Annotated in this window: 22 protein-coding genes and 1 tRNA gene; 18 read left to right on the plus strand and 5 right to left on the minus strand. The window is 65.2% G+C overall.

The features are described from left to right. Positions 1-282 precede the first annotated feature (282 nt). From ispB to R2R70_RS15555, 3 genes are all read left to right on the plus strand, one after another. Entirely contained in the window at positions 283-1,272 is a 990-nt protein-coding gene (ispB, locus tag R2R70_RS15545) for an octaprenyl diphosphate synthase (protein WP_107335841.1), read from the plus strand. Positions 1,273-1,514: 242 nt separating this feature from the next. Continuing rightward, positions 1,515-1,591: transfer RNA gene (locus R2R70_RS15550), tRNA-Pro, on the plus strand. A 136-nt stretch (positions 1,592-1,727) separates the two neighbouring features. After that, positions 1,728-1,958: a hypothetical protein gene (locus tag R2R70_RS15555; protein WP_213114272.1), complete on the plus strand. Its 231-nt coding sequence runs from the start codon at positions 1,728-1,730 to the stop codon at positions 1,956-1,958. Between the two features lie 35 nt (positions 1,959-1,993). Here R2R70_RS15555 and R2R70_RS15560 read toward each other — a convergent pair whose 3' ends face one another. Next, entirely contained in the window at positions 1,994-2,254 is a 261-nt protein-coding gene (locus tag R2R70_RS15560; protein ID WP_153636672.1) for a hypothetical protein, read from the minus strand. Between the two features lie 188 nt (positions 2,255-2,442). Here R2R70_RS15560 and R2R70_RS15565 point away from each other — a divergent pair, with 188 nt between their 5' ends. The 3 genes from R2R70_RS15565 (at position 2,443) to R2R70_RS15575 (ending at position 7,363) form a co-directional block, all read left to right on the plus strand. Continuing rightward, on the plus strand, positions 2,443-3,300 hold the full coding sequence (locus tag R2R70_RS15565; protein ID WP_410978462.1) for a prolipoprotein diacylglyceryl transferase family protein: 858 nt from the start codon (positions 2,443-2,445) through the stop codon (positions 3,298-3,300). A gap of 138 nt (positions 3,301-3,438) precedes the next feature. Continuing rightward, the gene (gene rapA / locus R2R70_RS15570) at positions 3,439-6,369 is read left to right on the plus strand and encodes an RNA polymerase-associated protein RapA (RefSeq protein WP_410978463.1); all 2,931 of its coding nucleotides are present in this window, start codon (positions 3,439-3,441) and stop codon (positions 6,367-6,369) included. Positions 6,370-6,601: 232 nt separating this feature from the next. Next, positions 6,602-7,363, plus strand: a complete 762-nt coding sequence (locus R2R70_RS15575) for an RluA family pseudouridine synthase (protein ID WP_410978464.1) — start codon at positions 6,602-6,604, stop codon at positions 7,361-7,363. Between the two features lie 20 nt (positions 7,364-7,383). On the opposite strand, the gene R2R70_RS15580 is transcribed toward R2R70_RS15575, so the two are convergent. Further along, complete coding sequence (locus R2R70_RS15580; RefSeq protein ID WP_410978465.1) at positions 7,384-8,319, minus strand: TIGR01777 family oxidoreductase; 936 nt, start codon at positions 8,317-8,319, stop codon at positions 7,384-7,386. Positions 8,320-8,482: 163 nt separating this feature from the next. Between R2R70_RS15580 and R2R70_RS15585 the strand changes: the two genes are divergently transcribed. The 10 genes from R2R70_RS15585 to R2R70_RS15630 all read left to right on the plus strand — a co-directional run bounded on the left by R2R70_RS15585 (position 8,483) and on the right by R2R70_RS15630 (position 18,455). Continuing rightward, positions 8,483-9,682 carry an NAD(P)/FAD-dependent oxidoreductase gene (locus R2R70_RS15585; protein ID WP_410978466.1) on the plus strand — a complete coding sequence of 400 codons (1,200 nt, stop codon included), beginning with the start codon at positions 8,483-8,485 and terminating at the stop codon, positions 9,680-9,682. A 39-nt stretch (positions 9,683-9,721) separates the two neighbouring features. Next, complete coding sequence (locus R2R70_RS15590) at positions 9,722-10,108, plus strand: sirohydrochlorin chelatase (RefSeq protein WP_410978467.1); 387 nt, start codon at positions 9,722-9,724, stop codon at positions 10,106-10,108. A 266-nt stretch (positions 10,109-10,374) separates the two neighbouring features. Continuing rightward, positions 10,375-11,286 (plus strand): MerR family transcriptional regulator, encoded by a 912-nt coding sequence (locus tag R2R70_RS15595; RefSeq protein ID WP_043335996.1) that lies wholly within the window; start codon positions 10,375-10,377, stop codon positions 11,284-11,286. 49 nt (positions 11,287-11,335) lie between these two features. After that, positions 11,336-12,832 carry a deoxyribodipyrimidine photo-lyase gene (gene phrB, locus R2R70_RS15600; RefSeq protein WP_410978468.1) on the plus strand — a complete coding sequence of 499 codons (1,497 nt, stop codon included), beginning with the start codon at positions 11,336-11,338 and terminating at the stop codon, positions 12,830-12,832. Positions 12,833-12,898: 66 nt separating this feature from the next. Continuing rightward, positions 12,899-13,399 (plus strand): nuclear transport factor 2 family protein, encoded by a 501-nt coding sequence (locus R2R70_RS15605; RefSeq protein WP_410978469.1) that lies wholly within the window; start codon positions 12,899-12,901, stop codon positions 13,397-13,399. Positions 13,400-13,551: 152 nt separating this feature from the next. Further along, on the plus strand, positions 13,552-14,376 hold the full coding sequence (locus tag R2R70_RS15610; RefSeq protein ID WP_410978470.1) for an SDR family NAD(P)-dependent oxidoreductase: 825 nt from the start codon (positions 13,552-13,554) through the stop codon (positions 14,374-14,376). A 96-nt stretch (positions 14,377-14,472) separates the two neighbouring features. Then, complete coding sequence (locus R2R70_RS15615) at positions 14,473-15,819, plus strand: NAD(P)/FAD-dependent oxidoreductase (RefSeq protein ID WP_410978471.1); 1,347 nt, start codon at positions 14,473-14,475, stop codon at positions 15,817-15,819. Further along, positions 15,816-16,634 (plus strand): DUF1365 domain-containing protein, encoded by an 819-nt coding sequence (locus R2R70_RS15620; protein WP_410978472.1) that lies wholly within the window; start codon positions 15,816-15,818, stop codon positions 16,632-16,634. The genes R2R70_RS15615 and R2R70_RS15620 overlap by 4 nt, the downstream gene beginning before the upstream one ends. A gap of 10 nt (positions 16,635-16,644) precedes the next feature. After that, the gene (locus tag R2R70_RS15625; protein ID WP_410978473.1) at positions 16,645-17,928 is read left to right on the plus strand and encodes a class I SAM-dependent methyltransferase; all 1,284 of its coding nucleotides are present in this window, start codon (positions 16,645-16,647) and stop codon (positions 17,926-17,928) included. 2 nt (positions 17,929-17,930) lie between these two features. Next, positions 17,931-18,455: a DUF2878 domain-containing protein gene (locus R2R70_RS15630; RefSeq protein WP_284727289.1), complete on the plus strand. Its 525-nt coding sequence runs from the start codon at positions 17,931-17,933 to the stop codon at positions 18,453-18,455. Positions 18,456-18,460: 5 nt separating this feature from the next. Here the strand turns inward: R2R70_RS15630 and R2R70_RS15635 are convergent, their stop codons facing one another. Next, positions 18,461-20,299, minus strand: a complete 1,839-nt coding sequence (locus tag R2R70_RS15635; protein ID WP_410978474.1) for a putative bifunctional diguanylate cyclase/phosphodiesterase — start codon at positions 20,297-20,299, stop codon at positions 18,461-18,463. Positions 20,300-20,596: 297 nt separating this feature from the next. Between R2R70_RS15635 and fabA the strand changes: the two genes are divergently transcribed. Then, positions 20,597-21,112 (plus strand): 3-hydroxyacyl-[acyl-carrier-protein] dehydratase FabA, encoded by a 516-nt coding sequence (fabA, locus tag R2R70_RS15640; protein WP_043334808.1) that lies wholly within the window; start codon positions 20,597-20,599, stop codon positions 21,110-21,112. Between the two features lie 13 nt (positions 21,113-21,125). Next, positions 21,126-22,343, plus strand: coding sequence for a beta-ketoacyl-ACP synthase I (gene fabB, locus R2R70_RS15645; protein ID WP_043334810.1), 1,218 nt, complete (start codon positions 21,126-21,128; stop codon positions 22,341-22,343). 153 nt (positions 22,344-22,496) lie between these two features. On the opposite strand, the gene R2R70_RS15650 is transcribed toward fabB, so the two are convergent. Together R2R70_RS15650 and R2R70_RS15655 are read right to left on the minus strand one after the other, a co-directional pair. Further along, positions 22,497-23,216 carry a lysophospholipid acyltransferase family protein gene (locus R2R70_RS15650; protein ID WP_339927487.1) on the minus strand — a complete coding sequence of 240 codons (720 nt, stop codon included), beginning with the start codon at positions 23,214-23,216 and terminating at the stop codon, positions 22,497-22,499. A 60-nt stretch (positions 23,217-23,276) separates the two neighbouring features. Then, on the minus strand, positions 23,277-24,161 hold the full coding sequence (locus R2R70_RS15655; protein ID WP_213114260.1) for a sugar nucleotide-binding protein: 885 nt from the start codon (positions 24,159-24,161) through the stop codon (positions 23,277-23,279). Positions 24,162-24,197 lie beyond the last annotated feature (36 nt).

The following is a 24,197-nucleotide window of genomic DNA, read 5'->3' on the forward strand; positions in this document are numbered from 1 at the left end:
ATTCTCTCCATCGGACTCATCAAGGGTGTGCTCTTGGGTGGCCTGCTGCGAGTGGCGCCCCTTCTGGAGCCATCTGACAGGGAGCGGGATGAGTCACGGCCGCGTATTATAGCGCCACGTGCCGCGACCGACAAGCAATGTCAAGGTTTACGCGACCAATCGGCCGCCAGCCAGCGTCCTTGCGCGGGTGCACGCCTTGACGGCCATAGGGGTGCCCCATAGCATTACCGCCAAACGGCACGCCACGGCGGCCTCACCTCTCGCTACGGGCACGACGATCTCATGCAAGCCGACGCATCGACCCTTCACGCGGCAGTGGCAGATGACTTCGCCGCCGTCGACCGCACCATCCTCGCGCAGCTCGAGTCGCGCGTGCCGCTGGTCCAGACCATCGGTCAGTACATCATCCAGAGTGGTGGCAAACGCCTGCGCCCGGTGCTGGTGCTGCTGGCAGCCCGCGCGCTGGGCTATCAAGGCGAGAAACACGTTCATCTGGCCGCGCTGATCGAATTCATGCACACCTCGACCCTGCTGCACGATGATGTCGTGGATGAATCCAGCCTGCGGCGTGGCCGCTCCACCGCCAATGACACCTGGGGCAATGCGCCTTCGGTGCTGGTCGGTGACTTCCTCTATTCGCGCTCCTTCCAGATGATGGTCGAAGTCGGCTCGATGGACGTGATGGCGATTCTCTCCGCTGCCACCTGCACCATCGCCGAGGGCGAAGTCCTGCAGCTGACCAATATCGGCAATGCCGACATTGATGAAGCCGCCTACTTCGAGACCATCCACGGCAAGACCGCCATGCTGTTCGAGGCGGCCGCACATGCCGGCGCGATTCTGGCCAGGGAAACCGACGACACCGTCACCCCGGCACAGGTCAGCGCGCTGCAGAACTATGGCCGCTACCTGGGCCTCGCCTTCCAGCTTATCGATGATCTGCTCGACTATCAGGGCGATGCCGAGACCATGGGCAAGAACGTCGGTGATGACCTGGCCGAAGGCAAGCCGACCCTGCCGTTGATTCGCGCCATGCAGGTCGGCAGCCCGGCCCAGGCCAGTCTGGTGCGCGGCGCTATCGAGAAAGGTGGGCTGGAGCAGCTCGACGAGGTACTGGAAGTGGTGCGCCTCACGGGTGGCCTCGACTATACCCGCAGCCGCGCCCAGGAAATGGCCGACAACGCCCTGAACGAGCTCAAGGCACTGCCGGAGAGCGAATTCCGCGACAGCCTCGAGCGCATCGCGTTGTTGAGCGTCGGCCGCCAGGCCTGATACCCGCATGACGATGGCCTGCCTGGCAGGTCGTCAGTCAGTGGGTCCGTCAGTCCATCATGACAGCAGAAAACCGCCGCCAACGTGGCAAGAAGCGCCAGCAGGATGAGGTGAAGAGAAGCGCGCTTCTCGACAGCGGAATTGCCCCTTGAGACTCAGATAAAACTTTTTGACCTCAAGGGCTTGCAAAGCAAAGCTGCCTGCGTATAATTCACCTCCGTCGAGACAAGCTCACGACGCATCGGAGTATAGCTCAGCTTGGTAGAGCGCTGCCTTCGGGAGGCAGAGGTCGTAGGTTCGAATCCTGCTACTCCGACCAGATATATGAAAAAGCCGCTGATCACTGATCAGCGGCTTTTTTGATGCTGGAAGGTTTTTCCTACCTCACAAGCTTCCTTCTGCTTGCTCGCGCCTGCGACGCACTCCCCAACGCGCTACATCCCTCAGGATGCCCCATGCACACACTGCGTCTTGCCTTGCTATCCCTGCTGCTGACCTCACTGCTCTCCGCCTGCGCCACCCCACGTGCGCAATGGGAAAAGCCCGGCGCCAACAGCACACAAGCCCACAATACCTATGCGGGCTGCCAGTACGAGCTTGGCCTGACCGACAAGTCCGCCAACGAGAAGCAGACACTGCTGAAATACTGCATGGAGCGCGACGGCTACCGCCTGCAGAGTTACTGATTCATAGCGCGCACTGAACCATATCGAGCGGCGAGTCAGTCGGACATCCAGCTGTCACTCGCCTTGCGGGCCCGCTCGCGACCAGCACGTTCACGGTCGCGGCGGGCCTTTTGCTTGAGGTAGTAACTGCGCAGGGCAAGGCCGAGGCCAAAGGCCAGCATCAGGGCGAATACCAGCCCCTGCCAAGGGCGGGCGGCATCGCCAAGCCAGGTCTCCAGCGCGACGATGGCGATCAGGCCAGTGGCCTGACTGGCAACGGCGATCGCACGGCTACGGTCATAATGATGTGACAGCATGGGGATATCCTTGCAGCGTCCTCGGCGGTAGAGCATTGATCAGCGCGCGAGGCGTGGATGTCGAAGTCCGTCGATTATCGCATACTCGAGCCTCGCGACTGCAGCGCCTGTCGAGCGCCTGCCACATACAGGCCGACAGGTATTGCTGCCCTGAACGCCTCCCCCGGACACCGCCAGAGGATAACCGCATGGATGCCATCGCCCTGGGCCCTGCCTTGATTTCCGTCGAACGCCTCTATGCCTTCGTGGCAGCCCTGGTGATGCTGATCGAGTTCTCGCTGCTGATTCGTCTGCTGGCACGCATGCACGCCAGGGGCACGACCGCGCCCGCTCACGATTCTCCCCCGCTGAGCCCCTCGCGCTGGTTCAATCGCATGCTGGTCAGCTGGGTGATCGGCGCGCGCCTCACTCATGTCGCGCTGCACTGGGCAAGTTATCAGCAGGCACCGCTGGATATCCTCAAGCTGTGGCAACCGGGCTACCACCTGCTCGGCGGCATGCTAGCCGCGACCCTGGCCAGCCTGTGGCTGTTGCGCCGGCATGGCGCGATTCGCCAGGTCATCGCGCTGGGCAGTCTGACCCTGGGGCTGACCGCCTTCCTCGGCCTCAAGCAACTCGACCCGCTGGGCAATGACTCCGCCATCGAGGCAATGCCTGCCATCACCCTCAATCATCTGGACCGCCGCCCCGTGGCACTGAATGACATCCAGGACGAGCGCGTGATCGTCAATCTATGGGCCACCTGGTGCCCGCCCTGCCGGCGCGAGATGCCACTGCTGGCAGAGGCTGATCAGAGACCCGGCGTCACCGTGGTACTCGCCAATCAGGGCGAGCAGGCACTGGCGGTGACCCGCTTTCTGCAAAGCGAACAGCTGACGCTCGAGTACGCGCTGCTCGACCCCGCCATGCAACTGATGGCGCTGGCCGAGGCGCAGGGACTGCCCGCGACCCTCGTCTTCGATGGCGACGGACAGCTGATCGAGCGTCATATCGGCGAGCTGAGCCGCGCCCAGCTGGACGCCCTGCTACCGGCGTCACAGCCATAGTGCGACACGCCGCTGGCCTCGCTCGGTGCGACAAAGACGCTCGCCACAAGAAAAGGCGCTTAAGCCACGGCGTCTGATCCGGTAAGATACCGCGCCCCTGTATTCCCGATTCCCGTCTTTGTCCTACCCCGAGGCTTCATGAGCGACTTCATTCCCGGTCAGCGCTGGATCAGTGACGGCGAGGCTGATCTCGGCCTTGGCACCATCCTCAATGTCGACTTCCGTACCGTCACCGTGCTCTTTGCCGCCAGCGAAGAAACCCGCACCTACAGTCTGCGCGAAGCGCCCCTTACCCGGGTGGCCTTCGGCAATGGCGACCGCATCCAGTCCGACGATGGCGAATGGCTGATCGTCGATGACTTCAAGGAAGTGCGCGGCCAGATCGTCTACATCTGTGAGCGCAGCGGCGAGCATGCCGGCGAGCTCATCGAGCTCCCCGAAGCCCGCCTGAACGACAAGATGCAGTTCAATCAGGCGCGTGACCGCCTGCTGACCGGCCAGGTCGACCGCAATGACTGGTTCGACCTGCGCTACCGCACCCTGCGCCACTTCCATCGTGTCGAGCAGAGCCCGGCGCTGGGCCTGTCCGGCCCCAAGGTCGATCTGGTGCCACACCAGCTCTACATCGCCGATGAAGTCTCGCGCCGTCACGCACCGCGCGTACTGCTGGCCGATGAAGTCGGCCTCGGCAAGACCATCGAAGCCGGCCTGATTCTGCACCGCCTGCTGCTCAGCGGCCGTGCCAGCCGTGCGCTGATCCTGGTACCGGCGAGCCTGACCCACCAGTGGCTGGTCGAGATGCTGCGCCGCTTCGCGCTGGATGTCTCGCTGCTCGACGAAGAGCAGTGCAAGGCCTACGGCACGCGCAATCCCTTCGAAGGCAACCAGATCATTCTGGCCAGCCAGGACTGGCTGTTCGCCAACCCGTCGCGTCAGGTCCAGGCTGCCGCCTGCGATTGGGACATGCTGATCGTCGATGAGGCCCACCACCTCGACTGGAGCGAAGACAAGGTCGGCCCGGGCTACGCCTGTGTCGAATCCCTCGCTCGCCAGACCGCCGGTGTGCTGCTGCTGACCGCCACGCCGGAGCAGATGGGGCTCGAGAGCCACTTCGCGCGCCTGCGCCTGCTCGACCCGGAGCGCTATCACGACATCGAGCGCTTCAAGGCCGAGGAACAGGGCTATGTGGCCGTCGCCAGCGCCATCGACGCCCTGGAAGCGCTGCCCGCCGATCAATCTGGTCTCGACAGACTCGCCAGCGTGCTGGATGACAGCGACAGCCGCGCCCTGCTCGACACCCTGATGGACAGCGATGCCGACGATGCCCAGCGCGACAGCGCGCGTCGCCAGCTGCTCGATCGCCACGGCACCGGCCGCGTGATGTTCCGCAACTCACGCACCCATGTCGCCGGCTTCCCCGAGCGTCGCCTGCACGTCCATGAGCTTGAGCTGCCCTCCTCCTACCGTCGCGTGGTGCGCAAGCTGGAGCGTGACGAGGACTATCTCGATGATCTGCTGATCGAGACCGGCATGAACCACCCCGAGGTGGTGCTGTTCCTCGACGAGATGTATCGCGCCCTGCCCGATGACCGCATGAACGCGGAACCCTGGTGGCAGATCGACCCGCGCGTCATGTGGCTGCTGGAAACCCTGACCGACCTCGGCAACGAGAAGGCGCTGGTGATCTGCCATACCGCCGATACCGCGCGTGAGCTGTCCGAAGGCCTGCGCGTGCTGGGCGGCGTGCATGCGCCGGTCTTCCATGAGGGCATGAGCCTGGTCGAGCGCGACCGTGCCGCCGCGGCCTTCGCCTCCGAAGAGGAAGGCGTGCAGCTGCTGGTGTGCTCGGAAATCGGCTCGGAAGGTCGCAACTTCCAGTTCTGTCACCACCTGGTGATGTTCGACCTGCCGGTACACCCGGACCAGCTCGAACAGCGCATCGGGCGCCTGGATCGCATCGGTCAGCAGTTCCCGATCGAGATCCACGTGCCGGTCTTCGAAGGCTCGCCGGGCGCCCAGCTGCTGCGCTGGTACCGTGACGGCATGGACGCCTTCAGCGCGCCGCACGGCATCGGCAGCGAGCTCTACGCCCAGTTCGGCGACGAGCTGGAAGAAGCCCTGCTCGACAGCGAAGAGATCGACAGCATCATCGAGCAGACCCGCGAGCGCTTCGACGCCCTGCAGGAAGAGCGTCAGTCCGGCCGCAACCGCCTGCTGGAACTCAATGCCTGCCGTCACGAGCGCGCCGAGGAAGTCATCGCCGCCATCGAGACGCTGGACAATGACAAGGCGCTGCCCGGCTATCTGGAGCGCGCCTTCGACATCTTCGGCATCGAGAGCCGGGACCTCGGCGACGGCATCACCTATCTGGCACCGGGCCCGCACATGCTCGATGGCCTGCCGGGGCTGGTGAAGGGCGAGGAAGGCTTCAGCGTCACCAGTGACCGCGCCACCGCGCTGTCACGCGAAGACGTGCAGCACCTGTCGTGGGAGCACCCGCTGGTACGCGAGATGCTGGTCCGCATCCTGGACGGCTCGATGGGCAACACCGCGCTGGCGCTGCTCAAGCACCCGGCGATTCCCGGTGGCCGCCTGATGACGGAAGTGGTGTTCCGCACCCAGTCCACCGCGCCGCGCGGCCTGCGTCTTGGCCGCTTCCTGCCGCCGACCGCCATCCGCGTCCTGCTGGATGAAACCGGCAGCAACCTGTCCGACAAGGTCTCCTTCGGCGGACTGGCCAAGAACCTCAAGCCGGTCAAGAAGGCGGTCGCGCGCGACCTGATCAAGCAGAGCCACGCCACGCTGCGCAAGCTGATGAGTGATGCCGAGCAGGAAGCCGAGCGCGAACTGCCGACCATCGTCGAGCAGGCCCAGCAGCAGATGCGCGAGCAGCTCAGTGCCGAACTGGCGCGCCTGGAAGCCCTGGCCAGCCACAACCCGGCCGTGCGCGAGGAAGAGCTCGAAGCGCTGCGGCAGGAACGTGCCGCGCTGGATGGCGCCATCGAGACCACCCGTCTGCGTCTGGACAGCGTGCGCGTCATCGTCACCGTGGATGCCCACGAGCGTTGAGCTGACCGCAGGCGTCAGTGATGCACCTGAAACGCCCCACCTGCCATCGGCAGGTGGGGCGTTTTGCCGTGTGCGCCAGCGACAATGGCCCGCTGGACTTGCCAGATCGACCAGCGGCCGCGACGATGCCATCGCTTGCACGTCGCGAATCGCGGCCCATCACGTACGCTTCATCACTTCCGCTTCACCCCTATCGTTTCATCCTATCGTTTCATTACTACAGAGCACCCTCATGGCGAGATCATATCCAGAGAGCGACGAGGCAGCGTCAGGGCAGAGCTGGCAGGGAGAGCGCCTGGCCGAGGAAGGCGAGCGTGTCGCGAAGGTGGGGCTGTCGCTGCTGGCGGCGGGCGATGACTGGTGGGCCATCGACAAGCCGGCCGAGCTGCCCTCGGTGCCGGGGCGTGACCCTTCGCGCTTCGACAGTGTCCATTCGCGCCTGTGTCAGCTGAGCGACGATACCCGCGCCGTGCACCGTCTGGATGTGGCGACCTCCGGGGTGCTGCTGGTGGCGCGCAACGTGGAGGGCCAGCGGCGGCTGTCACGGCTCTTCCAGTCGCGCACCATCGAGAAACGCTACCTGGCCGTGGCAGCAGGGCATCTCACGCCCGCCGAGGGCAGCATCGCCCTGCCGCTGCGCTGTGACTGGCCACGCCGCCCGCGTCAGATCGTCGACTTCACGCATGGCAAGTCGGCACTGACGCATTATCGGGTCGAGCAGCATCTGACGCTCGAGGGCCAGCGCCCGGATGGTACGCCTCAGACCCTCGCCGCCAGCCGTGTATCGCTGACGCCGCATACCGGGCGCTCACACCAGCTACGCCTGCATATGCTGGCGCTCGGCCATCCGATCATCGGCGATGGCTTCTATGCGCGCGGGGCGGCACTCAATGCCAGCCCGCGCCTGTTGCTGCATGCGGCGCGCCTGGTGATTCCGCCAGCCAGCGACAGCGAGTCACCGCCACTGGTGATGGAAGCGCCGCTGCCCTTCTAGCCTCGCCTTGCTGCCAAGGCTCACTTGCGTGACAGGATATCGGCGAAGGCCACGTCGAGGGTCGGGTAGTCGAAGGTGAAGCCGGCAGCCAGTAGACGCGCCGGCACCATGCGGGCGCCTTCCAGCAGCAGGGTACTCATCTCCCCCAGCCCCAGCTCAAGCGCCTTGGCCGGCAGCGGCAGGATCGCCGGACGCCCCAGACCGCGAGCCAGAGCGTGGGTGAAGCCCATGTTGGTGACCGGATGCGGTGCGCTGGCATTGAAGGCACCGCTGAGACTGTCATCCGCCAGCAGGCGCTCGATGATGCGAATCATGTCGTGGCGGTGGATCCACGGCATGTAATGGCGCCCATCACCCAGCCGCCCCCCGAGCCCGAGCTTGAAAGGCATCAGCAGCTTGGCCAGCGTGCCGCCATCGGCCTCCATCACCAGGCCAGTGCGGATGATGGCCAGTCGCACGCCGTATTCGGTGACGGGCATGGCGGCCGCCTCCCAGTCGCGGCACAGGCGATGATTGAAATCATCGTGAGGCGTCGCCTGTTCATCGATCTCGACATCGCCCGGCTCGCCCGCCTTGGGCTGTGCGCCGTAATAGCCCATCGCCGAGCCGGACACCATCACCTGCGGCGGATGGCCTTCGGCGGCCAGCTGCTGACACAGCATCACCAGATGCTCGGTGGTCTCCAGCCGCGAACGCCGTAGCTCGCGCTTGTGATCCTCGCTCCAGCGCCGCCCGGCTATCGACTCCCCTGCCAGATTGACGATGCCCTCAGGCTGCCAATCCTTGAAGGCCAGCGACGAATCCGCCGCGACCACCGTCAGCCCCAGGTCGGCAAACTGGCGCTCAGCACGCTCCGGGCGGCGCGATACGACCGCCAGCGAGTGACCCGCAGCGGCCAGTGACTGACACAGCGCCTGGCCGACGAACCCCGTTGCACCTGTTATCAATATTCGCATGTTGCCCTCCTCGGCGATGAAGCATCGAGTGTGCCGACTTCCGCCATAAATCTATACTTATATTGTACAATTATGCGCAAGAAGTTAACTTTAGCGTATCTGCTGTCGGGTCACATGACGACCCGTCCCCCCTGAACACCGCCCGCGCAGGAGTCCCCTCCAGATGCCAGTATCGTCCATCGCCATCATCGGTGCCGGTATCGCCGGATTGTCAGCCGCCACCCGACTGGCCGCGCAGGGCCATGCGGTGACGATATTCGAGAAGGCACGCGGCCCCGGCGGACGTCTGGCCAGTCGCCGCACGAGCGAAGGCCCCATCGACATCGGCGCGCAATACTTCACGGCGCGTGATCCACGCTTCCAGTCCGCGCTCGAGCAGTGGCGGGCCGCAGGCGTCGTCGCAACTTGGGGTGAGAGGCTGTTGAGTCTCGGCAAGTCGGCGTCTAACGAGAGCCAATGGCAGCGGCTGCGCGATGATTCCACCCGCTACGTGGCCAGTCCGCGCATGAGCGCCCTGAGCCGCCACCTCAGTGAACAGCTGCCGGCCCACGCCAGCCTGCACAGCGAAACGCGCATCACGCGCCTGATCGCGGGCGATGGCACCGCGCCAGACAAACGCTGGCGGCTCGAGGACAGCGACGGTGATCAGCACGGCCCCTTCGATCACGTGGTGATCAGCGCACCGGCGCCGCAGGCACGCGCCCTGCTGAGCACGGCCGGCACCGACGCCCAGGGGGGGGCGCTCGCCGAGGAGTCGCTGGCCCCGGCCCTGAGTGAGGCGCTGGCGCAGGTGGAGATGGCGCCGACCTGGACACTGATGGCCACTCTGGAGACGCCGCTACCCGCGCTGGGGGGCGACGCCGACTGGCAAGGGTTGCTGGTCAGTCGCGGCGATGATGGCCCGCTGCGCTGCGTGATGCGCCAGCATTCGCGTCCCGGCCGCCAGACACCGACGCATGCTCGGGAAACCCTGAGCCTGCTGGCGACCGCCGGCTGGAGCCGAGCGAATCTCGAGAAGTCGCCACAGGAGGTCGCGACCTTGCTGTGGCAGGCCTTCGAGGCACTGCCGGAGCTCCGCGAGCTGGCGCCGGGCTGGAGCCAGGGCAAGGTCACCCTTGCGGCGCATCGCTGGCGCTACGCTCACCCGACCCAGACACTGCCGCAGACCTCAGCGGCAACCGGCCACAATGGCTATGACCAGAAGGGCTATGGCCAGAATGTCCATGGCCACAATGTCTGCGGCCAGGGGAGATCCGGGCTATGGCTGGCCGGGGACGCCCTGCGTGGCCCGCGCGTCGAGGACGCCTGGCTGTCAGGACACGAGGTAGCCGAACAGCTGCTCAACACCCTCGCCGACAGCTGATACGCTGCCGCGACCCCTCATCGCCCACAGGATAGCTGCATGACTACGTCCACAGATCACGACAACGCCTTGATTCTATTGGCCCATGGGTCACGTGACCCGCGCTGGCGCGAGCCCTTCGAGGCACTGGAAGCCACGCTGGCTTCCCGCCTCAAGCGCCCGACGCGCCTGGCCTATATGGAGATGTGCGATCCGCTGCTGACCGACACCATCGATGCCCTGGCGGCAGACGGTGCCGCGCGTATCGACATCCTGCCGCTGTTCTTCGCGGCCGGCCGTCATCTGCGCGAGGACGTGCCCGCCATGCTGGAAGACTCGCAGCGCCAGCACCCCGACTGCCCCATCAGTCTGCTTGACCCGGTGGGTGCACATCCGGCCTTTGTCGAGGCCTTGATCCAGATTGTGGAGCAACAGGACAACGCCTAGACGGCCGATTTCATGAGGGGACCTTCGGCGTCAAAGGCGCTGTGATGCACCTTCAGAACATGCGCACCGGGGATGCGACGCAGCTTGCCTCTTGTCAGGCTCTGGCGGCTGCGCCATCCTGATGCCCACATGTACAGCTAGTGCACAAGATGCATTGCCGGTATCCCACAGCGCCCCAAGTGACGACACTTCAACTTTACCCTGTGTGTCGTCCTCACCTGTGCTTCACCCGGGATGCCTCGTCACCGCCAGAGGTAACACCATTCATGACTGACAAGGCCACGGAAACTGCCAGTTCGCCGCTGTTTCCGATCCGCGAAGTCTCTCGCCTGACCGGCGTCAATTCGGTCACGCTGAGAGCCTGGGAACGCCGCTACGGACTGATCGAGCCCCGCCGGACGCCCAAGGGGCATCGCCTGTATGCCCGCGAGGACATCGAGCGGATCGAACACATCCTGCAGTGGCTCAACCGCGGAGTACCTGTCAGCCAGGTACGCGAGCTGCTCGACCAGCCGCAGCCGGAAAGCACGCCGATGCCGGACGAAGGCAGCTGGAGTGGCCAGCAGCAGCTGGCACTGGCCGCCATCGACGCCCAGGACGAGGCGCGCCTGGCCGAGCTGTACAACCAGAGCCTGGCGCTGTACCCGGTCAGCAGCGTGGTCGAGCGCCTGTGGCGTCCGCTGCTCGAGCAGCTCGAGGAGCGCGGTACCGCCACCTTTGGTACCCGCCTGGCCCAGTGCTTCTTCGAGAGCTTCCTGCGCTCGCGCATCGGTGCCCGGCTGGTGTTTGCCAATCAGGAGCGTCACGCCCCGCATATCACGCTGACTCGCCTGCCGGAAGAACCGGGCCTGAGCTGGCTGCTGCTGTTCGCGCTGGTCGCCAGCGACGCCGGCTATCACGTCAGCCTGCTGGATGGCCCACTGCCGTTGGCGGAGCTGCCGCTGGCCGCAGAGCGCCTGCAGGCACAGGCCGTGGTACTGGTCGGCACCCAGGCCGAGCGCTCGGATGTCATGCGCCGTCAGTTGCCGCGGGTCGCAGAACAATTGAGCGTGCCGCTGGCCATCGCTGGTCCGGCCGCCCAGATTCGCCAGCAGGAGCTGGTAGACGGGCCCATTGAAGGCCTGGGGGCCGACCCGATTCAGGCGGTCGCTCGCCTGAGGTCCTTGATGGCACGTTGATCGCAGGCTCCTGCTCGGCATTGGTTTCACCGATCGCCAAGGAGCCCCGATGTCATCTGACTCACCATCCGCCTCTTCCCCCGCCTCCGCGCCAGCGGGGGCTCCCCTGCAGCTGATCTGGCTGCGCAGTGACCTGCGCGTACACGACAACACTGCTCTCTCGCAGGCCGCCGCACGCGGCCCGGTCGTAGCCGTCGTCGCCCCCTGCCTGGCGCAGTGGGTCGAGCACGGCCACGGCGCCAACAAGCTCGACTTCCTGCGCCGCGGCCTGCATGTCCTGCAACAGGCACTCGCCGGCTATCACATCCCGCTCAAGGTGCTCGACTGCGACACCTTCGCTGAGGTGCCCGAGGCGCTGGCCGCGCTGTGCGACGAACTGGGAGCCCAGGGCCTGCACTTCAATGACGAATATGCCGTCAATGAGCGTGAGCGCGACAGGCGCGTGCGTGAGCGCCTGGCCGAGAGCGACGTCCGCCTGCATCGCTACACCGATATGCTGGCCTTCACGCCCGGCGAGCTGCTGACCGGCAAGGGCGATTACTACGGCGTCTTCACCCCCTTCTCCAAGCGTTGGCACAAGGAGGTCGATTCCCGCCGTCTGGCGCTGAACGAGGCACCTGAAGTGCAAGCCACGCCCCGCGACGCCCAGGGTCGCGAGATCCAAGGCGACGCCATCCCGCCACTGCCCGAGACACTCAAGGGCGAGCCGGCGACAGCGCTGGACGCCGAGCTGTGGCCGGCCGGCGAAGAGGCCGCGCAGGAGCGCCTGGAGCGCTTCCTGACCTTCCGTGCGCGCCGCTACCACGAACAGCGCGATATCCCCGCCACCCGTGGCACCAGCGAGCTCTCGCCCTATCTGGCGCTGGGCATGATCTCGGCCCGCCAATGCTACGCCGCCGTACTGGCAGAGAACGGCAGCCTCGCCGATGGCGATGTCGGCCTGACCAGCTGGGTCAACGAGCTGATCTGGCGTGAGTTCTATCAGCACATCCTGGTCGGCTTCCCGCGCGTCAATCGCCACCGTCCCTTCCAGCGCCATACCGAGGCCCTGCAGTGGCGCGATGACGACGCAGGCTTCGCCGCCTGGTGCGAGGGCCGCACCGGCTACCCCATCGTCGATGCCGCCATGCGTCAGCTGGTGCAGACCGGCTGGATGCACAATCGCCTGCGCATGGTGACGGCGATGTTCCTCACCAAGCATCTGCTGATCGACTGGCGGCGTGGCGAGGCCTTCTTCATGACCCATCTCGTCGATGGTGAGCTGGGCGCCAACAATGGTGGCTGGCAATGGGCGGCTTCCACCGGCACCGATGCCGCGCCCTATTTCCGCATCTTCAACCCGACCACCCAGGGCCAGCGCTTCGACAAGGACGGCGAGTTCATCGCGAGCATGGTGCCGGAACTGGCCGAGCTGCCGGCCAAGCGGCGCCACCAGCCCAGTACGGATGACTGCCAACAGACGGGCTATCCACGACCGATCGTCGATCACAAGGCCGCCCGCCAGCGGGCGCTGGATACCTTCAAGGCGCTGTCAAAAAGCGAATGACCCCTCAAGCGGCCTGCTGATCTTCAGCAGGCCGCTCTTGTATCCCTCCCCTTCAGGAGCATTGCCATGCAATCGCTACCCGACGAGATGAGCCCGGCCCTGACTCGGATATGTCGTCTTTACGAAAAGCTGGACAAAACCTCTACAGAACTGCTCAAATCAGTCTACAGTGACGATATCGTCTTCCGCGACCCCCTGCATGAAGTCCGCGGCCTGACGGCACTCAACGCCTACTTCTCAGGGTTGTACATGAATGTCGCCGCCATCGACTTCGTCTTTCATCACCCGCTGGGGCCAATGCCTGCGCAAGACGCCGGCCCTGCGGATGAAGGCAATGCGGATGAAGGCAATGAACAGGGACTTGCCTGGCTCAGCTGGACGATGACCTATCGCCATCCCCGTCTGAACGGGGGCAAGGACATCAGCGTGCAGGGTGCCTCACGCCTCGAGTTCCGAGACGGGAAAGTCATCCAGCACCGTGATTTCTTCGATGCCGGTGAGCTGCTCTACGAGCAGGTGCCCGTACTGCGCAACGTGATCGGCCTGCTGAAACGTCGCATGGACTGAGCAGCAAGAGGGCTGAGTCTTGTCGGCATCCATAAGGACACGCCCGGCGTTCTCTGAGTCAGTGCCATGCAGATTCGCCAGACCAGGCATGCAAGGCGCAGACACACAGACACAGACAGGCACGCCAGACACACACATGCCAAGGAGGGGAAATGGCCAGTCATGGTTCGAGCACCACATCGACGACCACATCGACAACTGCAAAGGCTCGCAAACGCATCTGGCTGACCGGTGCCAGCTCCGGCATCGGCGAAGGGCTGGCGCGCCGGCTGCTGGCGGATGGCCACCGGGTCGCCCTGAGCGCGCGCTCCGCCGACAAGCTGGAGGCCATCGCAGCCGATGCCGAGCAAGGCCCCGGGGAAGCGCTGGTCGTGACGCTCGACCTCACCGACCGTGAGGCCATCCGCGCGGCGGCCAGCCAGATAGAGGCCCGCTTTGGTGGACTCGACCTTGCACTGCTCAACGCTGGCACCTGCGAATATCTGGATGCACGGGAATTCGAGGCAGACCTGGTCCACCGCGTGTTCGCGACCAATTTCCAGGCCGCCGTGGATGTGATCGAAAGCGCCTTGCCGCTGCTGCGCATGGCAGCGGCAGACGGCGGTGAGCGGCCGCAGCTGGCAGCGGTCTCCAGTGCCTCGGCCTACCTGCCATTGCCACGCGCGGAGGCGTATGGCGCCTCCAAGGCCGCGGTGAGCTACTTCCTGGAGTCGCTGCGACTGGACCTCGACAACCAGGGCATCGATGTCAGCGTGATTCACCCCGGTTTCGTCAAGACACCGCTGACCGAGCGCAATGACTTCCCGATGCCGATGCAGGTCACTGTCGATCAGGCGGTCGAGTCGATCGTGGCGGGGCTCGCGCGTCATCGGCTCGACATCCATTTCCCGCGCCGCTTCACGCTGCTGGTCAAGTTGCTGGGCATCCTGCCTGCCCCCTTGCGACGCAGCATCGGTCTACGCATGACCCGCGACTGAGTGCGCGGCAGGCAAACCCGACGAGGCCTGCCCGCGCCGAATACCCGGCAACGCTTCTGCTCATGACGACATGGTGCGTTCTTCTTCTGGAGTGGCATGAACACGACAACGACCTACGCGACAGCGCCTCTACCCCGCCAGCGGATTGCCGTCATCGGCAGTGGCATCAGCGGCATGTCAGCGGCCTACTACCTGAGTCGCAAGCATGAAGTACATGTCTTCGAGTCAGCCGAGCGCCTGGGCGGCCACACCGCCACCATGGATGTGCAGTGCGCCGATGGCAGCGACTGGGCCATCGACACCGGCTTCATCGTCTTCAACGACCGCACCTACCCGCATTTCCAGCGCCTGCTGGAGCGTCTCGACGTGGCCTATCAGCCCACCGAGATGAGCTTCTCGGTGCACACCACCGCCGAGGACTTCGAGTACAACGGCCATACCCTGCTGTCGCTGTTCGCCCAGAAGCGCAATCTGCTGCGCCCGCGCTTCTATCGCCTGCTGCGCGACATCCTGCGCTTCAACAAGCAGGCTGCCGCCGATCTGGACAACGGCAAGCTCGCCGAGGGCGCGACCCTGGGCAGCTACCTGGATGCCAATGGCTACTCGCAGGTATTCCGTGAGCATTACCTGCTGCCGATGGGCGCGGCGATCTGGTCCGCCAGCATCGCGGATATCGCGCAGTTCCCGCTGCTGTTCTTCGTGCGCTTCTTCCGCCATCACGGCCTGCTGTCGGTCAATGATCGCCCACAGTGGTTCACGCTGGTCGGTGGCTCGCGCGCCTATATCGCACCGCTGACCGAGGGCTATGCCGAGCGCATTCGCCTCAACAGCAAGATCACCCGGGTCCTGCGCGACGCCGACGGCGTGACGCTTGAGCATGCCGATGGCCGCCGTGAACGCTTCGATCAGGTGGTGATGGCGTGTCATGCGCCGCAGGCACTGGCACTGCTCGGCGATGCCAGCGAGCAGGAGCGCGCGGTGCTGGGGGCGATCACGACCCAGCGCAATGAGGTGGTGATGCATACCGACACCTCGCTGCTGCCCAGGCGCAGGGCGGCCTGGGCGAGCTGGAACTACCGCCTCGATGGACGCGACGACGCCCAGCGGGCCAGCGTCACCTACGACATGAACATCCTGCAACGCCTTGATGAGTGCGAGCACCCGCCCCGCGAGACCTTCTGCATCACGCTCAATGACAGCGACGCGATTGATCCCGCTCGGGTGCTGGGCCGTTATGCCTACGACCACCCGCGCTTCACGCTGGCCGCCGAAGCCGCCAAGGCACGCTTCACGCAGATTTCTGGCGCGCAGGCCAAGGCGGAGGGCGCGGTGGGCCGCACCCATTTCTGTGGCGCCTGGTGGCGCAACGGCTTTCACGAGGATGGCGTATGGAGTGCGCTGCGGGTCGCCGAGGCACTGGGTGCGCGCGAGGCAGACGATTGAAGGCGCCCGCCAGCCGCATCGGCTATGGCACGCTGCGCCACCGTCGCCACGCGCCACGCCAGCATGCCTTTCGCTATCGCGTCGCCATGGCGTGGCTGGCACTGGATGAGTTGCCGGCACTGATGGCCGGCACGCGCCTGGTGAGCGCCAGTCACGCCGCGCCACTGGCCTTTCGCGACAGTGACCATCTGCCGGCCGCAGTCCACGACATTGCCGATGGTCCACTCGAGGAACGGGTGCGCGCCGCCTGCCAGCGTGAGCTTGCCCGCAGTGGTGATCACGCGCCGCTGCCGCAGGGGCGCATCTTTCTGCTGACCCAGCTGCGCCACTTCGGGATCGGCTTCAACCCGATTCGCCTCTATTACCTCTATCACGCCTCAGGCCAGCTGGGGGCCGTGCTCGGTGAGGTGACCAATATCCCCTGGGGGGAGCGCGTGCTGTATGCCGCCCGTACGGACCCGCAGCGTCGCATGCAGGCGGCGCAGTTCGACAAGCGCATGCATGTCTCGCCCTTCATGCCGATGGGCATGCGCTATCACTGGCGCTTCAACGACCCCAGCGCGGATGAGCTGTTGCTGCACATGGAAAACCACCCCCTCACCGGGGATACGGCGCGGAAAGCGCAGCACTCGCTGTTCGATGCCAGCCTGAGCCTGCATCTGGAACCGGCTACCCCGCGCGCCTTTCATCGCCTGCTGCTGCGTTTCCCCTGGATGACGCTCAAGACGGTCGCAGGCATTCATTTCGAGGCGCTGCGTCTGGCGCTCAAGCGCGTGCCGATCTTCGACCATCCGCGCTCGCCGTCTTCATCATGAGGAACTCATCATGAGCCAATTCGAACCCGCTCCCCCCACACTGGCCACGACCCGGGCACCGGCGGACCGCCTGACGCGGCTGCTGCGGCCACGCCTGCTGCGCATGCTCGACAAGCTCGAGGGTGGCAGCCTGACGGTGCTGGAAGGCCGTGAGCGCCACGTGCTGGGCAAGGGCGGCGCGCGCAACGTCACGCTGCGTATCCATGACTCACGCGCGTGGCGGCGTATGGCGCTGGGTGGCACCGTCGCGGCGGCGGAGGCCTACATGGATGGCCAGTGGGAGACGGATGATCTGGTCGGCCTGGTGCGCCTGTTCGCCTACAACCTCGAACAGGTCAATGACTCGGTGGACAGCGGGACGTCGCGCCTGTCCAAGTGGGCGCTGAGCGTCGCCTACGCGCTGGCGCGCAATACGCTGGCGGGTTCGAAGCGCAATATCTCGGCGCATTACGATCTCGGCAATGATCTCTTCGAGCTGTTTCTCGATCGCGAGCACCGCATGTATTCCGCGGCGGTGTTCCCCTATCCCGAAGCCAGTCTGGAGGCGGCCTCGACCCACAAGCTGGAGAAGCTGTTCAACCTGCTGGAACTGGGGCCACAGCATCACCTGCTGGAAATCGGCACCGGCTGGGGCGGGCTGGCGATCCATGCCGCAAAAACACGCGGCTGCCGCGTGACCACCACGACCATCTCCGATGAGCAGCATGCCTATACCAGGGCGCGCATCGCCGCGGAAGGGCTGGAAGATCGCATCACGCTGCTCAAGGAAGACTACCGGGCACTGGAAGGCCGCTTCGATCGTATCGTCTCGGTGGAGATGATCGAGGCGGTCGGCCATCAGTATCTGCCGACCTACCTGAAGACCCTCGAGCGCCTGCTCGAGCCGGAAGGCCTGATCGCGCTGCAGGCCATCACGATTCGCGATCAGCGCTTCGTGGCCGCCAGCCGCGAGATGGACTTCATCAAGCGCTACATCTTCCCCGGCGGCTTCCTGCCGTCCCATGCGGCGATTCTCACCGCCATGCAACAGGATACCCAGCTGAACCTGTTGCAGCTCGAGGATATCGGCCTGCACTACGCCGCCACGCTCAAGGCCTGGGGGCAGCGCTTCGAGGCGCGTCTCGGGGAGGTCTATGCGCAGGGCTACGACGAGCGCTTCGTGCGCATGTGGCGTTACTACCTGGCGTACTGCGAGGGGGGCTTCCGCGAGCGCACCATCGGCACCTGTCAGCTGCTGCTGGGGGGGCCGGGGGCGCGTCCGGTACAGGCGGGGCTCCAGGATTGGGACGCCTGAACATGCTGTCCGAGCGCCCTGGAGCACTGCTCAATGCCGGGCTCTTCCAGCTCGGCTGGTTCTGCTGCGTGCTGGGCGGCTCGACGGTCGCCCTGCTGGCCACGCCGCTGATACTGGCCGTGCATCTGTGGCTGATCGTGCCGATGGGTGAGCGCCTGCGCGAGCTGCGCTGGCTGGCCGCCTTCGTGGCGTTGGGGATGGTAGTGGATGGCAGCCTGTCACTGGCCGGCGGCTACACCATCACCTCGAACACGCCTGACTGGGCGCACTGGCTGCCCCTGCCTGTCTGGATGTGGTGTCTGTGGCCGCTGTTCGCCAGCACGATCCATCATGCGCTGCACTGGTTGTGGCAGCGGCCCTGGCTTGCGGCGGCTGGCGGTGCCATCAGTGCGCCGCTGTCCTATTACGGCGGGGCGCAGCTCGCCAGTGTGGCCCTCGCCGACTGGCTGCTACCGGCGCAGGCGCTGATCTGGGGCGGCCTGTGCCTGGGCATCGCACGCCTGCAGGGACATGCCGAGCGCGTCTGAGCGCCTCAAGCGGCCTTGATGGCCAGATTGCCGGCCTCGTAACCGTTGAGCCGCTCGATGACCTCCCCCGCGGGCGCCGGCCGCGAGAAGTAGAACCCCTGGATCCAGCCGCAACCATTCGATACCAGATATTCACGCTGCTCAGCGGTCTCGACGCCTTCCGCGATCATCTCCATGCCCAGGCCCTTGGCCATCGCCAGCACCGCCATGGTGATGGCGGCATCCGCACGCTCGCCGGGCAGACTGCGGATGAAGGCGCGGTCCAGCTTGAGCTTGTCCACCGGCAGGTCCTTCAGATAGGCGAGTGACGAATAGCCGGTACCGAAGTCATCCACCGCGATCTGGTGGCCGCGAGCGCGTAGTGCCGCCAGGCGCCGTGAGACGTCGCCGGCACGCTCATCCAGCAATACCGATTCCGTCAGCTCCAGCCCGATGGAGCTGGCAGGCACGCCATACTCCATCAACAGGCCCGCCAGCGAGGCCTCAAAGCCACCCTGGATCAGCTGCAAGGCCGAGACATTGACCCAGATGCACAGGCGGTGACCGGCGCGCCGCCAGCTGGCCTGCTGCTGTACCGCCTCGCGCAGCACCCAGTTGCCCAGGCGCAGCATCAGGCCGTGGCGCTCGGCCAGCGGCACGAATTCGGCCGGTGAGATGCCCCCCCGCAGCGGGTGCTTCCAGCGCAACAGCGCCTCGACACTCGCGACCTTGCCGGTGCTGGCGTCGTGCTGACATTGATAGTGCAGCTGCAATTGCCCCTGGCTCTCGATGGCGACCCGCAGGTCATTCGCCAGCCCCAGTTGCAGGTCACCGCCCGCATCCAGTGCGGGCTGGAAGCGCATGTCGGTATTGCGACCATGCCGCTTGGCGGCATACAGGGCGCTTTCCAGACGCTGCATCAGCACATCGGCATCAGCGCCATCCTCCGGCGCACGGCAGCTGCCGATCGACAGCGCAAGGTGCAGCGCTTGATCGCCGATCTCGAAGGGCTTGGTCAGCACCTGGCGCAGCTCATCCACCCAGGCGGTATGCTCGCCCCCCGCCGTGGAGCGCAGAATGACGAACTCGTCGCCACCGATGCGCCCCACCACGCCGCCGCGCGCCAGCGCCGTCAGACGCTGGGAGAACTGCTGCAGCAGACGATCGCCCCCTTCCGCGCCCAGGGCATCATTGATGCTCTTGAGCTCATCGATATCGATCAGTGCCAGGTCCATCGCCTCCCCGGCGCGCAGGCCATTGAGGCGACTGACCAGCAGGTCGCCCAGCCGGCGACGATTGGGCAGGCCCGTCAGGGCATCTTCCAGCCCCAGGCGCTGCAGGTCCTGCTCGCGTGCCTTGTGGCGGGTGATATCGGTAAAGAGAGCGACATGGAAGACATCGCCGCCCTGCTCGATACGGCGTGCCCGCAGCCACTCGGGGTATTCATCTCCCTGCTTGCGCCGGTTCCAGACCTCGCCCTCCCAGTGGCCATTGGCCTCGAGCGCCTGGCGATAACGGGCGTGAAACTCCTCGTCATGGCGCCCGGAAGACAGCAGGGAAGGGTTGCGACCAATGATCTCTTCCGGTGCGTAACCGGTGATATGACTGAAGGCGGCGTTCACGGCCAGCACCCGATTGTGGCGATCACTGATCACCAGACCATCACTGCTCAGGTGCACGGCGGCTTCCAGCAGCTGACGATGCAGCAGCTGGCGACGACGCTGGCGCGCGATGTCCAGCCCCGCCAGAACGGCGGGCAGCAACGCGGCAAGACGCAGCTCGAGCCCCGGCAACCAGGGCAGCGCTGTCAAGGCAACGAGCGCCCCGATGATCAGGGGCCGATTGAAGTGGGCTTGCGGCCACATAAGCAGCTCTCGGTGGAAGGGGTCATCGGGGATGATCCTGCATTTGCAGGGGGCGGGCCACTCTCGGCACGGCTCCAGCGGATTGCGACCGATGCCGGCAAAGGGGATCCCGCGCGAATCACACACTAGCTCCTATCGACCACTTTCCCCCCAGCTGTAGGACTTATTTGCACCCGCCCTTGCTGCCCTTTAGTCTGGCCCCCACGTGCATTCAGGGGTGCCAGCCATTAGACTAGCCCCATTCAGGCGCTCAGGTGCCTCGTACGGCATTACCATCCCGCTACTCGGAATGACTCAGTGACCAAGCAACACTCCTTTACTCGCGACGAGCTGCTGGCCTGTGGCCAGGGCGAACTCTTCGGCCCGGGCAATGCGCAACTGCCTGCTCCCAACATGCTGATGCTGGATCGCATCACTCACATCAGTGAGGAAGGCGGTAGCCACGGCAAGGGTCAGCTGATTGCTGAGCTGGATATCTCTCCGGACCTGTGGTTCTTCGACTGCCACTTCCCGGGTGATCCGGTGATGCCGGGCTGCCTGGGCCTCGATGCCATGTGGCAGCTGGTGGGCTTCCACCTCGGCTGGCTGGGCAATCCGGGCCGTGGCCGCGCGCTGGGCTGCGGCGAGGTCAAGTTCTCTGGCCAGGTGCTGCCGACCGCCAAGAAAGTGACCTACACCATCAACATCAAGCGAGTCATCACTCGCAAGCTGATCCTCGGCATCGCCGATGGTACAGTGACAGTTGACGGTCGCGACATCTATCAGGCCAACGACCTGCGCGTCGGTCTGTTCACCTCCACTGCGAACTTCTGAACGGGAGGCTCCCATGCGTAGAGTGGTAGTCACCGGGCTGGGCATTGTTTCCTGCCTGGGCAATGATCGCCAGCAGGTCCTGGAATCGCTCCGCGAAGGACGTTCTGGTATCCGCCGCAAAGAGGAATACGCCGAGCTGGGCTTCCGTAGCCACGTGGCCGGCGTTGTCGACATCAATCTCGAAGACCACATCGATCGCAAGCAATTGCGCTTCATGGGGGATGCTGCGGCCTATGCCTACATCTCCATGGCGCAGGCGATTGCCGATTCCGGTCTCACCGAAGAGCAGGTTTCCCACGAGCGTACCGGCCTGATCGCCGGTTCCGGTGGCGCTTCCTCCGCGAACCAGGTCGAGGCCGCAGACGTGATGCGCGCCAAGGGCCTGCGTCGCGTCGGTCCCTACCGCGTCACTCGCACCATGGGCTCGACCGTCTCTGCCTGTCTGGCCACGCCGTTCAAGATCAAGGGTATCAACTACTCGATCTCCTCGGCCTGTGCCACGTCTGCCCACTGCATCGGTAGCGCCGTGGAACAGATCCAGCTGAACAAGCAGGACATCGTGTTTGCCGGTGGCGGTGAAGAAGAGCACTGGACCCTGTCCTGCCTGTTCGACGCCATGGGCGCCCTGTCCACCAGCTACAACGACACGCCGGAAACCGCGTCGCGTCCTTACGACAAGACCCGTGATGGCTTCGTCATCGCTGGCGGCGGCGGCATGCTGGTACTCGAGGAGCTGGAACACGCCAAGGCACGCGGCGCGAAGATCTACGCCGAAGTGACCGGCTATGGCGCGACCTCCGATGGCCACGACATGGTGGCACCGTCCGGCGAAGGTGCAGCACGCTGCATGCGTCAGGCGATGGCAACCGTGAATGGCGATATCGACTACATCAACACCCACGGCACCTCGACGCCGGTGGGCGATGTGGCCGAGCTCAAGGCCATCCAGGAAGTCTTCGGCGCCGCCAGCCCGGCAATGAGCTCGACCAAGTCGCTGACGGGTCACTCGCTGGGCGCCACTGGCGTGCAGGAAGCTATCTACTCCATGCTGATGATGGAGAACGACTTCATTGCCGCGTCTGCCAACGTCAGCGAGCTGGATGACCGCGCCGAAGGCCTCGACATCGTCACGACCCGTCGTGATGGCGTCAAGATCGACCGTGTGCTGTCCAACAGCTTCGGCTTCGGTGGCACCAACGCCTGCCTGATTCTGGAACGTTTCCAGGACTGATTCAGCACGCGTTCAGCAGACATGCAGTCTGCAGATACGCGCTGGTGTGAGACACGAAAAGGCCGCCCTTCGGGGCGGCCTTTTTGGTGGCTGTCCGGTGCTCGCTGGCAGCACCGGATGCATCAGCCGAGCAACAGTGAAGGCGAGAGACAGTCAGGCGCCGACGCTATCGGCCGCCGCTTCCTCTTCCAGCGGCGGACGCTGGACACTGGAGATTTCCTGCAGCTTGGCCTCGACCCAGGCCTCGACATCGGCGATCACCGCATCCGGCTTGCGCCCCGCCGTCTCGATGGCCGGGCCATAGGCGACATGGATGGTGCCCGGGCGCTTGATCCAGCTGTCATTGGGCCAGATCTCACCGGCATTGTGCGCCACCGGCACCACCGGCACGCCGGCACGGCAGGCAATCGCGGCACCGGACTTGTTGAACTTCTTGCGCGTCCCCGGCGCGATGCGCGTGCCTTCCGGGAAGATCAGCACGGTAAAACCGTCCTTGAGGCGCTGGGTGCCCACTGACAGCACCTGCTTGAGCGCCTTGGCCGGCTGGGTGCGATCCAGCGGAATCGGCTCCAGCAGTTTCAGCCCCCAGCCGAAGACCGGAATCTTCAGCAGCTCCTGCTTGAGTACGGTGCATAGCGGGCGCTTGGCCACCTGCAGATAGATGGTTTCCCACTCGCTCTGGTGATTGGCCAGCAGCACGCAGGCCCCCTCAGGCAAGGCATCACGCCCGCTCACCTGCACCTTCACGCCGCAGGTCAGACGGAACCACCACAGCACGATATGGTTGTAGCTATGCAGGACACGGTAGCGCGCCTGTAGCGGAAGGCAGGCCGCCAGCGGCACCAGCACCACGGCGCTGAGCAGCAACGCCATGAAATAACCTACATAAAACAGCACGCTACGCAGCGCATTCACAGGCACAGTCTCCACAGGTCAGATCGAATCAGGGCGAGATGAGCCGGAGGCGCGCTGCGCGATCCAGTCATCCATCAGGCGGGATAGTTCGAGGCGCCACGGCTTCTGATGCACACCGAAGGTGTCCAGCACGCGACGGCAGTTGAGCACACGCCGCAGCGGCGTACCGGCGTTGAGGGTCAGCGCCTTGAGCGGGCCCGCGGCCACCGTCTCGCCCAGCCCCTCGAGGCGGGTGATCAACTGGGTGCGTACGACACTGACGAAGGCGTAGGTGCTGATGGGCTCGGTGCCGGCCAGATGGTAGGCCCCCCAGGCACCCGCACCGCAGCGCTGTTGCTGGAGCATGCCGATCAATGCCATCGCCACGGCATCGACACTGGTCGGGCACAGGATGACATCTTCGGCGGCACGCACCTCTTCCCCCGCCAGCAGGCGCTCGATCAGTGTCGGCAACCAGGCATCGCGCCCTTCCGGACCGAACAGCGGGCCCAGACGCACGATCAGGTGATTGGGCAGCTCGGCACGGATGCGATCACCGGTCGCGATGACGCGCCGCAGCGCCGTATCGATCGGCGAGGGCACTTCGTCCTCGTCGAGCAAGCCTTCGCCGCCCTGCTCGAACATCTGATCTGCCACGCACCACACCAGCGGTGTGCCGGTCTCGATGCAGGCGGCCAGCACTTGCTCCACCGCCTCGGCATGCGCCATCACCTCGGCAGGTGCGGAATCGGCCGGGCGTGCGAACGGCGGCACGATGACGACATCCGCCTGGCTGGCGCGGATGTCATCGGCGCCAATACGGTCAGACTCGACGGCGTTGAGCTCAAGATCGGCGCGCGTACCGGCCGCACGAATCAGACCCAGGCCAAGACAATGCCCGGCATCTAGCAGCAAGAGTTTCACAGGCAGGCTCCAGCAAACAGGCGCATCGCCGCAAGA

The sequence above is a fragment of the Cobetia sp. SIMBA_158 genome (assembly GCF_046566945.1).
GTDB lineage: Bacteria > Pseudomonadota > Gammaproteobacteria > Pseudomonadales > Halomonadaceae > Cobetia > Cobetia amphilecti.

Coding starts and splice junctions, on each gene's coding strand:
- ispB (WP_107335841.1), top strand. CDS start 283: ATGCAAGCCGACGCATCGACCCTTCACGCGGCAGTGGCAGATGACTTC.
- R2R70_RS15555 (WP_213114272.1), top strand. CDS start 1,728: ATGCACACACTGCGTCTTGCCTTGCTATCCCTGCTGCTGACCTCACTG.
- R2R70_RS15560 (WP_153636672.1), bottom strand. CDS start 2,254: ATGCTGTCACATCATTATGACCGTAGCCGTGCGATCGCCGTTGCCAGT.
- R2R70_RS15565 (WP_410978462.1), top strand. CDS start 2,443: ATGGATGCCATCGCCCTGGGCCCTGCCTTGATTTCCGTCGAACGCCTC.
- rapA (WP_410978463.1), top strand. CDS start 3,439: ATGAGCGACTTCATTCCCGGTCAGCGCTGGATCAGTGACGGCGAGGCT.
- R2R70_RS15575 (WP_410978464.1), top strand. CDS start 6,602: ATGGCGAGATCATATCCAGAGAGCGACGAGGCAGCGTCAGGGCAGAGC.
- R2R70_RS15580 (WP_410978465.1), bottom strand. CDS start 8,319: ATGCGAATATTGATAACAGGTGCAACGGGGTTCGTCGGCCAGGCGCTG.
- R2R70_RS15585 (WP_410978466.1), top strand. CDS start 8,483: ATGCCAGTATCGTCCATCGCCATCATCGGTGCCGGTATCGCCGGATTG.
- R2R70_RS15590 (WP_410978467.1), top strand. CDS start 9,722: ATGACTACGTCCACAGATCACGACAACGCCTTGATTCTATTGGCCCAT.
- R2R70_RS15595 (WP_043335996.1), top strand. CDS start 10,375: ATGACTGACAAGGCCACGGAAACTGCCAGTTCGCCGCTGTTTCCGATC.
- phrB (WP_410978468.1), top strand. CDS start 11,336: ATGTCATCTGACTCACCATCCGCCTCTTCCCCCGCCTCCGCGCCAGCG.
- R2R70_RS15605 (WP_410978469.1), top strand. CDS start 12,899: ATGCAATCGCTACCCGACGAGATGAGCCCGGCCCTGACTCGGATATGT.
- R2R70_RS15610 (WP_410978470.1), top strand. CDS start 13,552: ATGGCCAGTCATGGTTCGAGCACCACATCGACGACCACATCGACAACT.
- R2R70_RS15615 (WP_410978471.1), top strand. CDS start 14,473: ATGAACACGACAACGACCTACGCGACAGCGCCTCTACCCCGCCAGCGG.
- R2R70_RS15625 (WP_410978473.1), top strand. CDS start 16,645: ATGAGCCAATTCGAACCCGCTCCCCCCACACTGGCCACGACCCGGGCA.
- R2R70_RS15630 (WP_284727289.1), top strand. CDS start 17,931: ATGCTGTCCGAGCGCCCTGGAGCACTGCTCAATGCCGGGCTCTTCCAG.
- R2R70_RS15635 (WP_410978474.1), bottom strand. CDS start 20,299: ATGTGGCCGCAAGCCCACTTCAATCGGCCCCTGATCATCGGGGCGCTC.
- fabB (WP_043334810.1), top strand. CDS start 21,126: ATGCGTAGAGTGGTAGTCACCGGGCTGGGCATTGTTTCCTGCCTGGGC.
- R2R70_RS15650 (WP_339927487.1), bottom strand. CDS start 23,216: ATGGCGTTGCTGCTCAGCGCCGTGGTGCTGGTGCCGCTGGCGGCCTGC.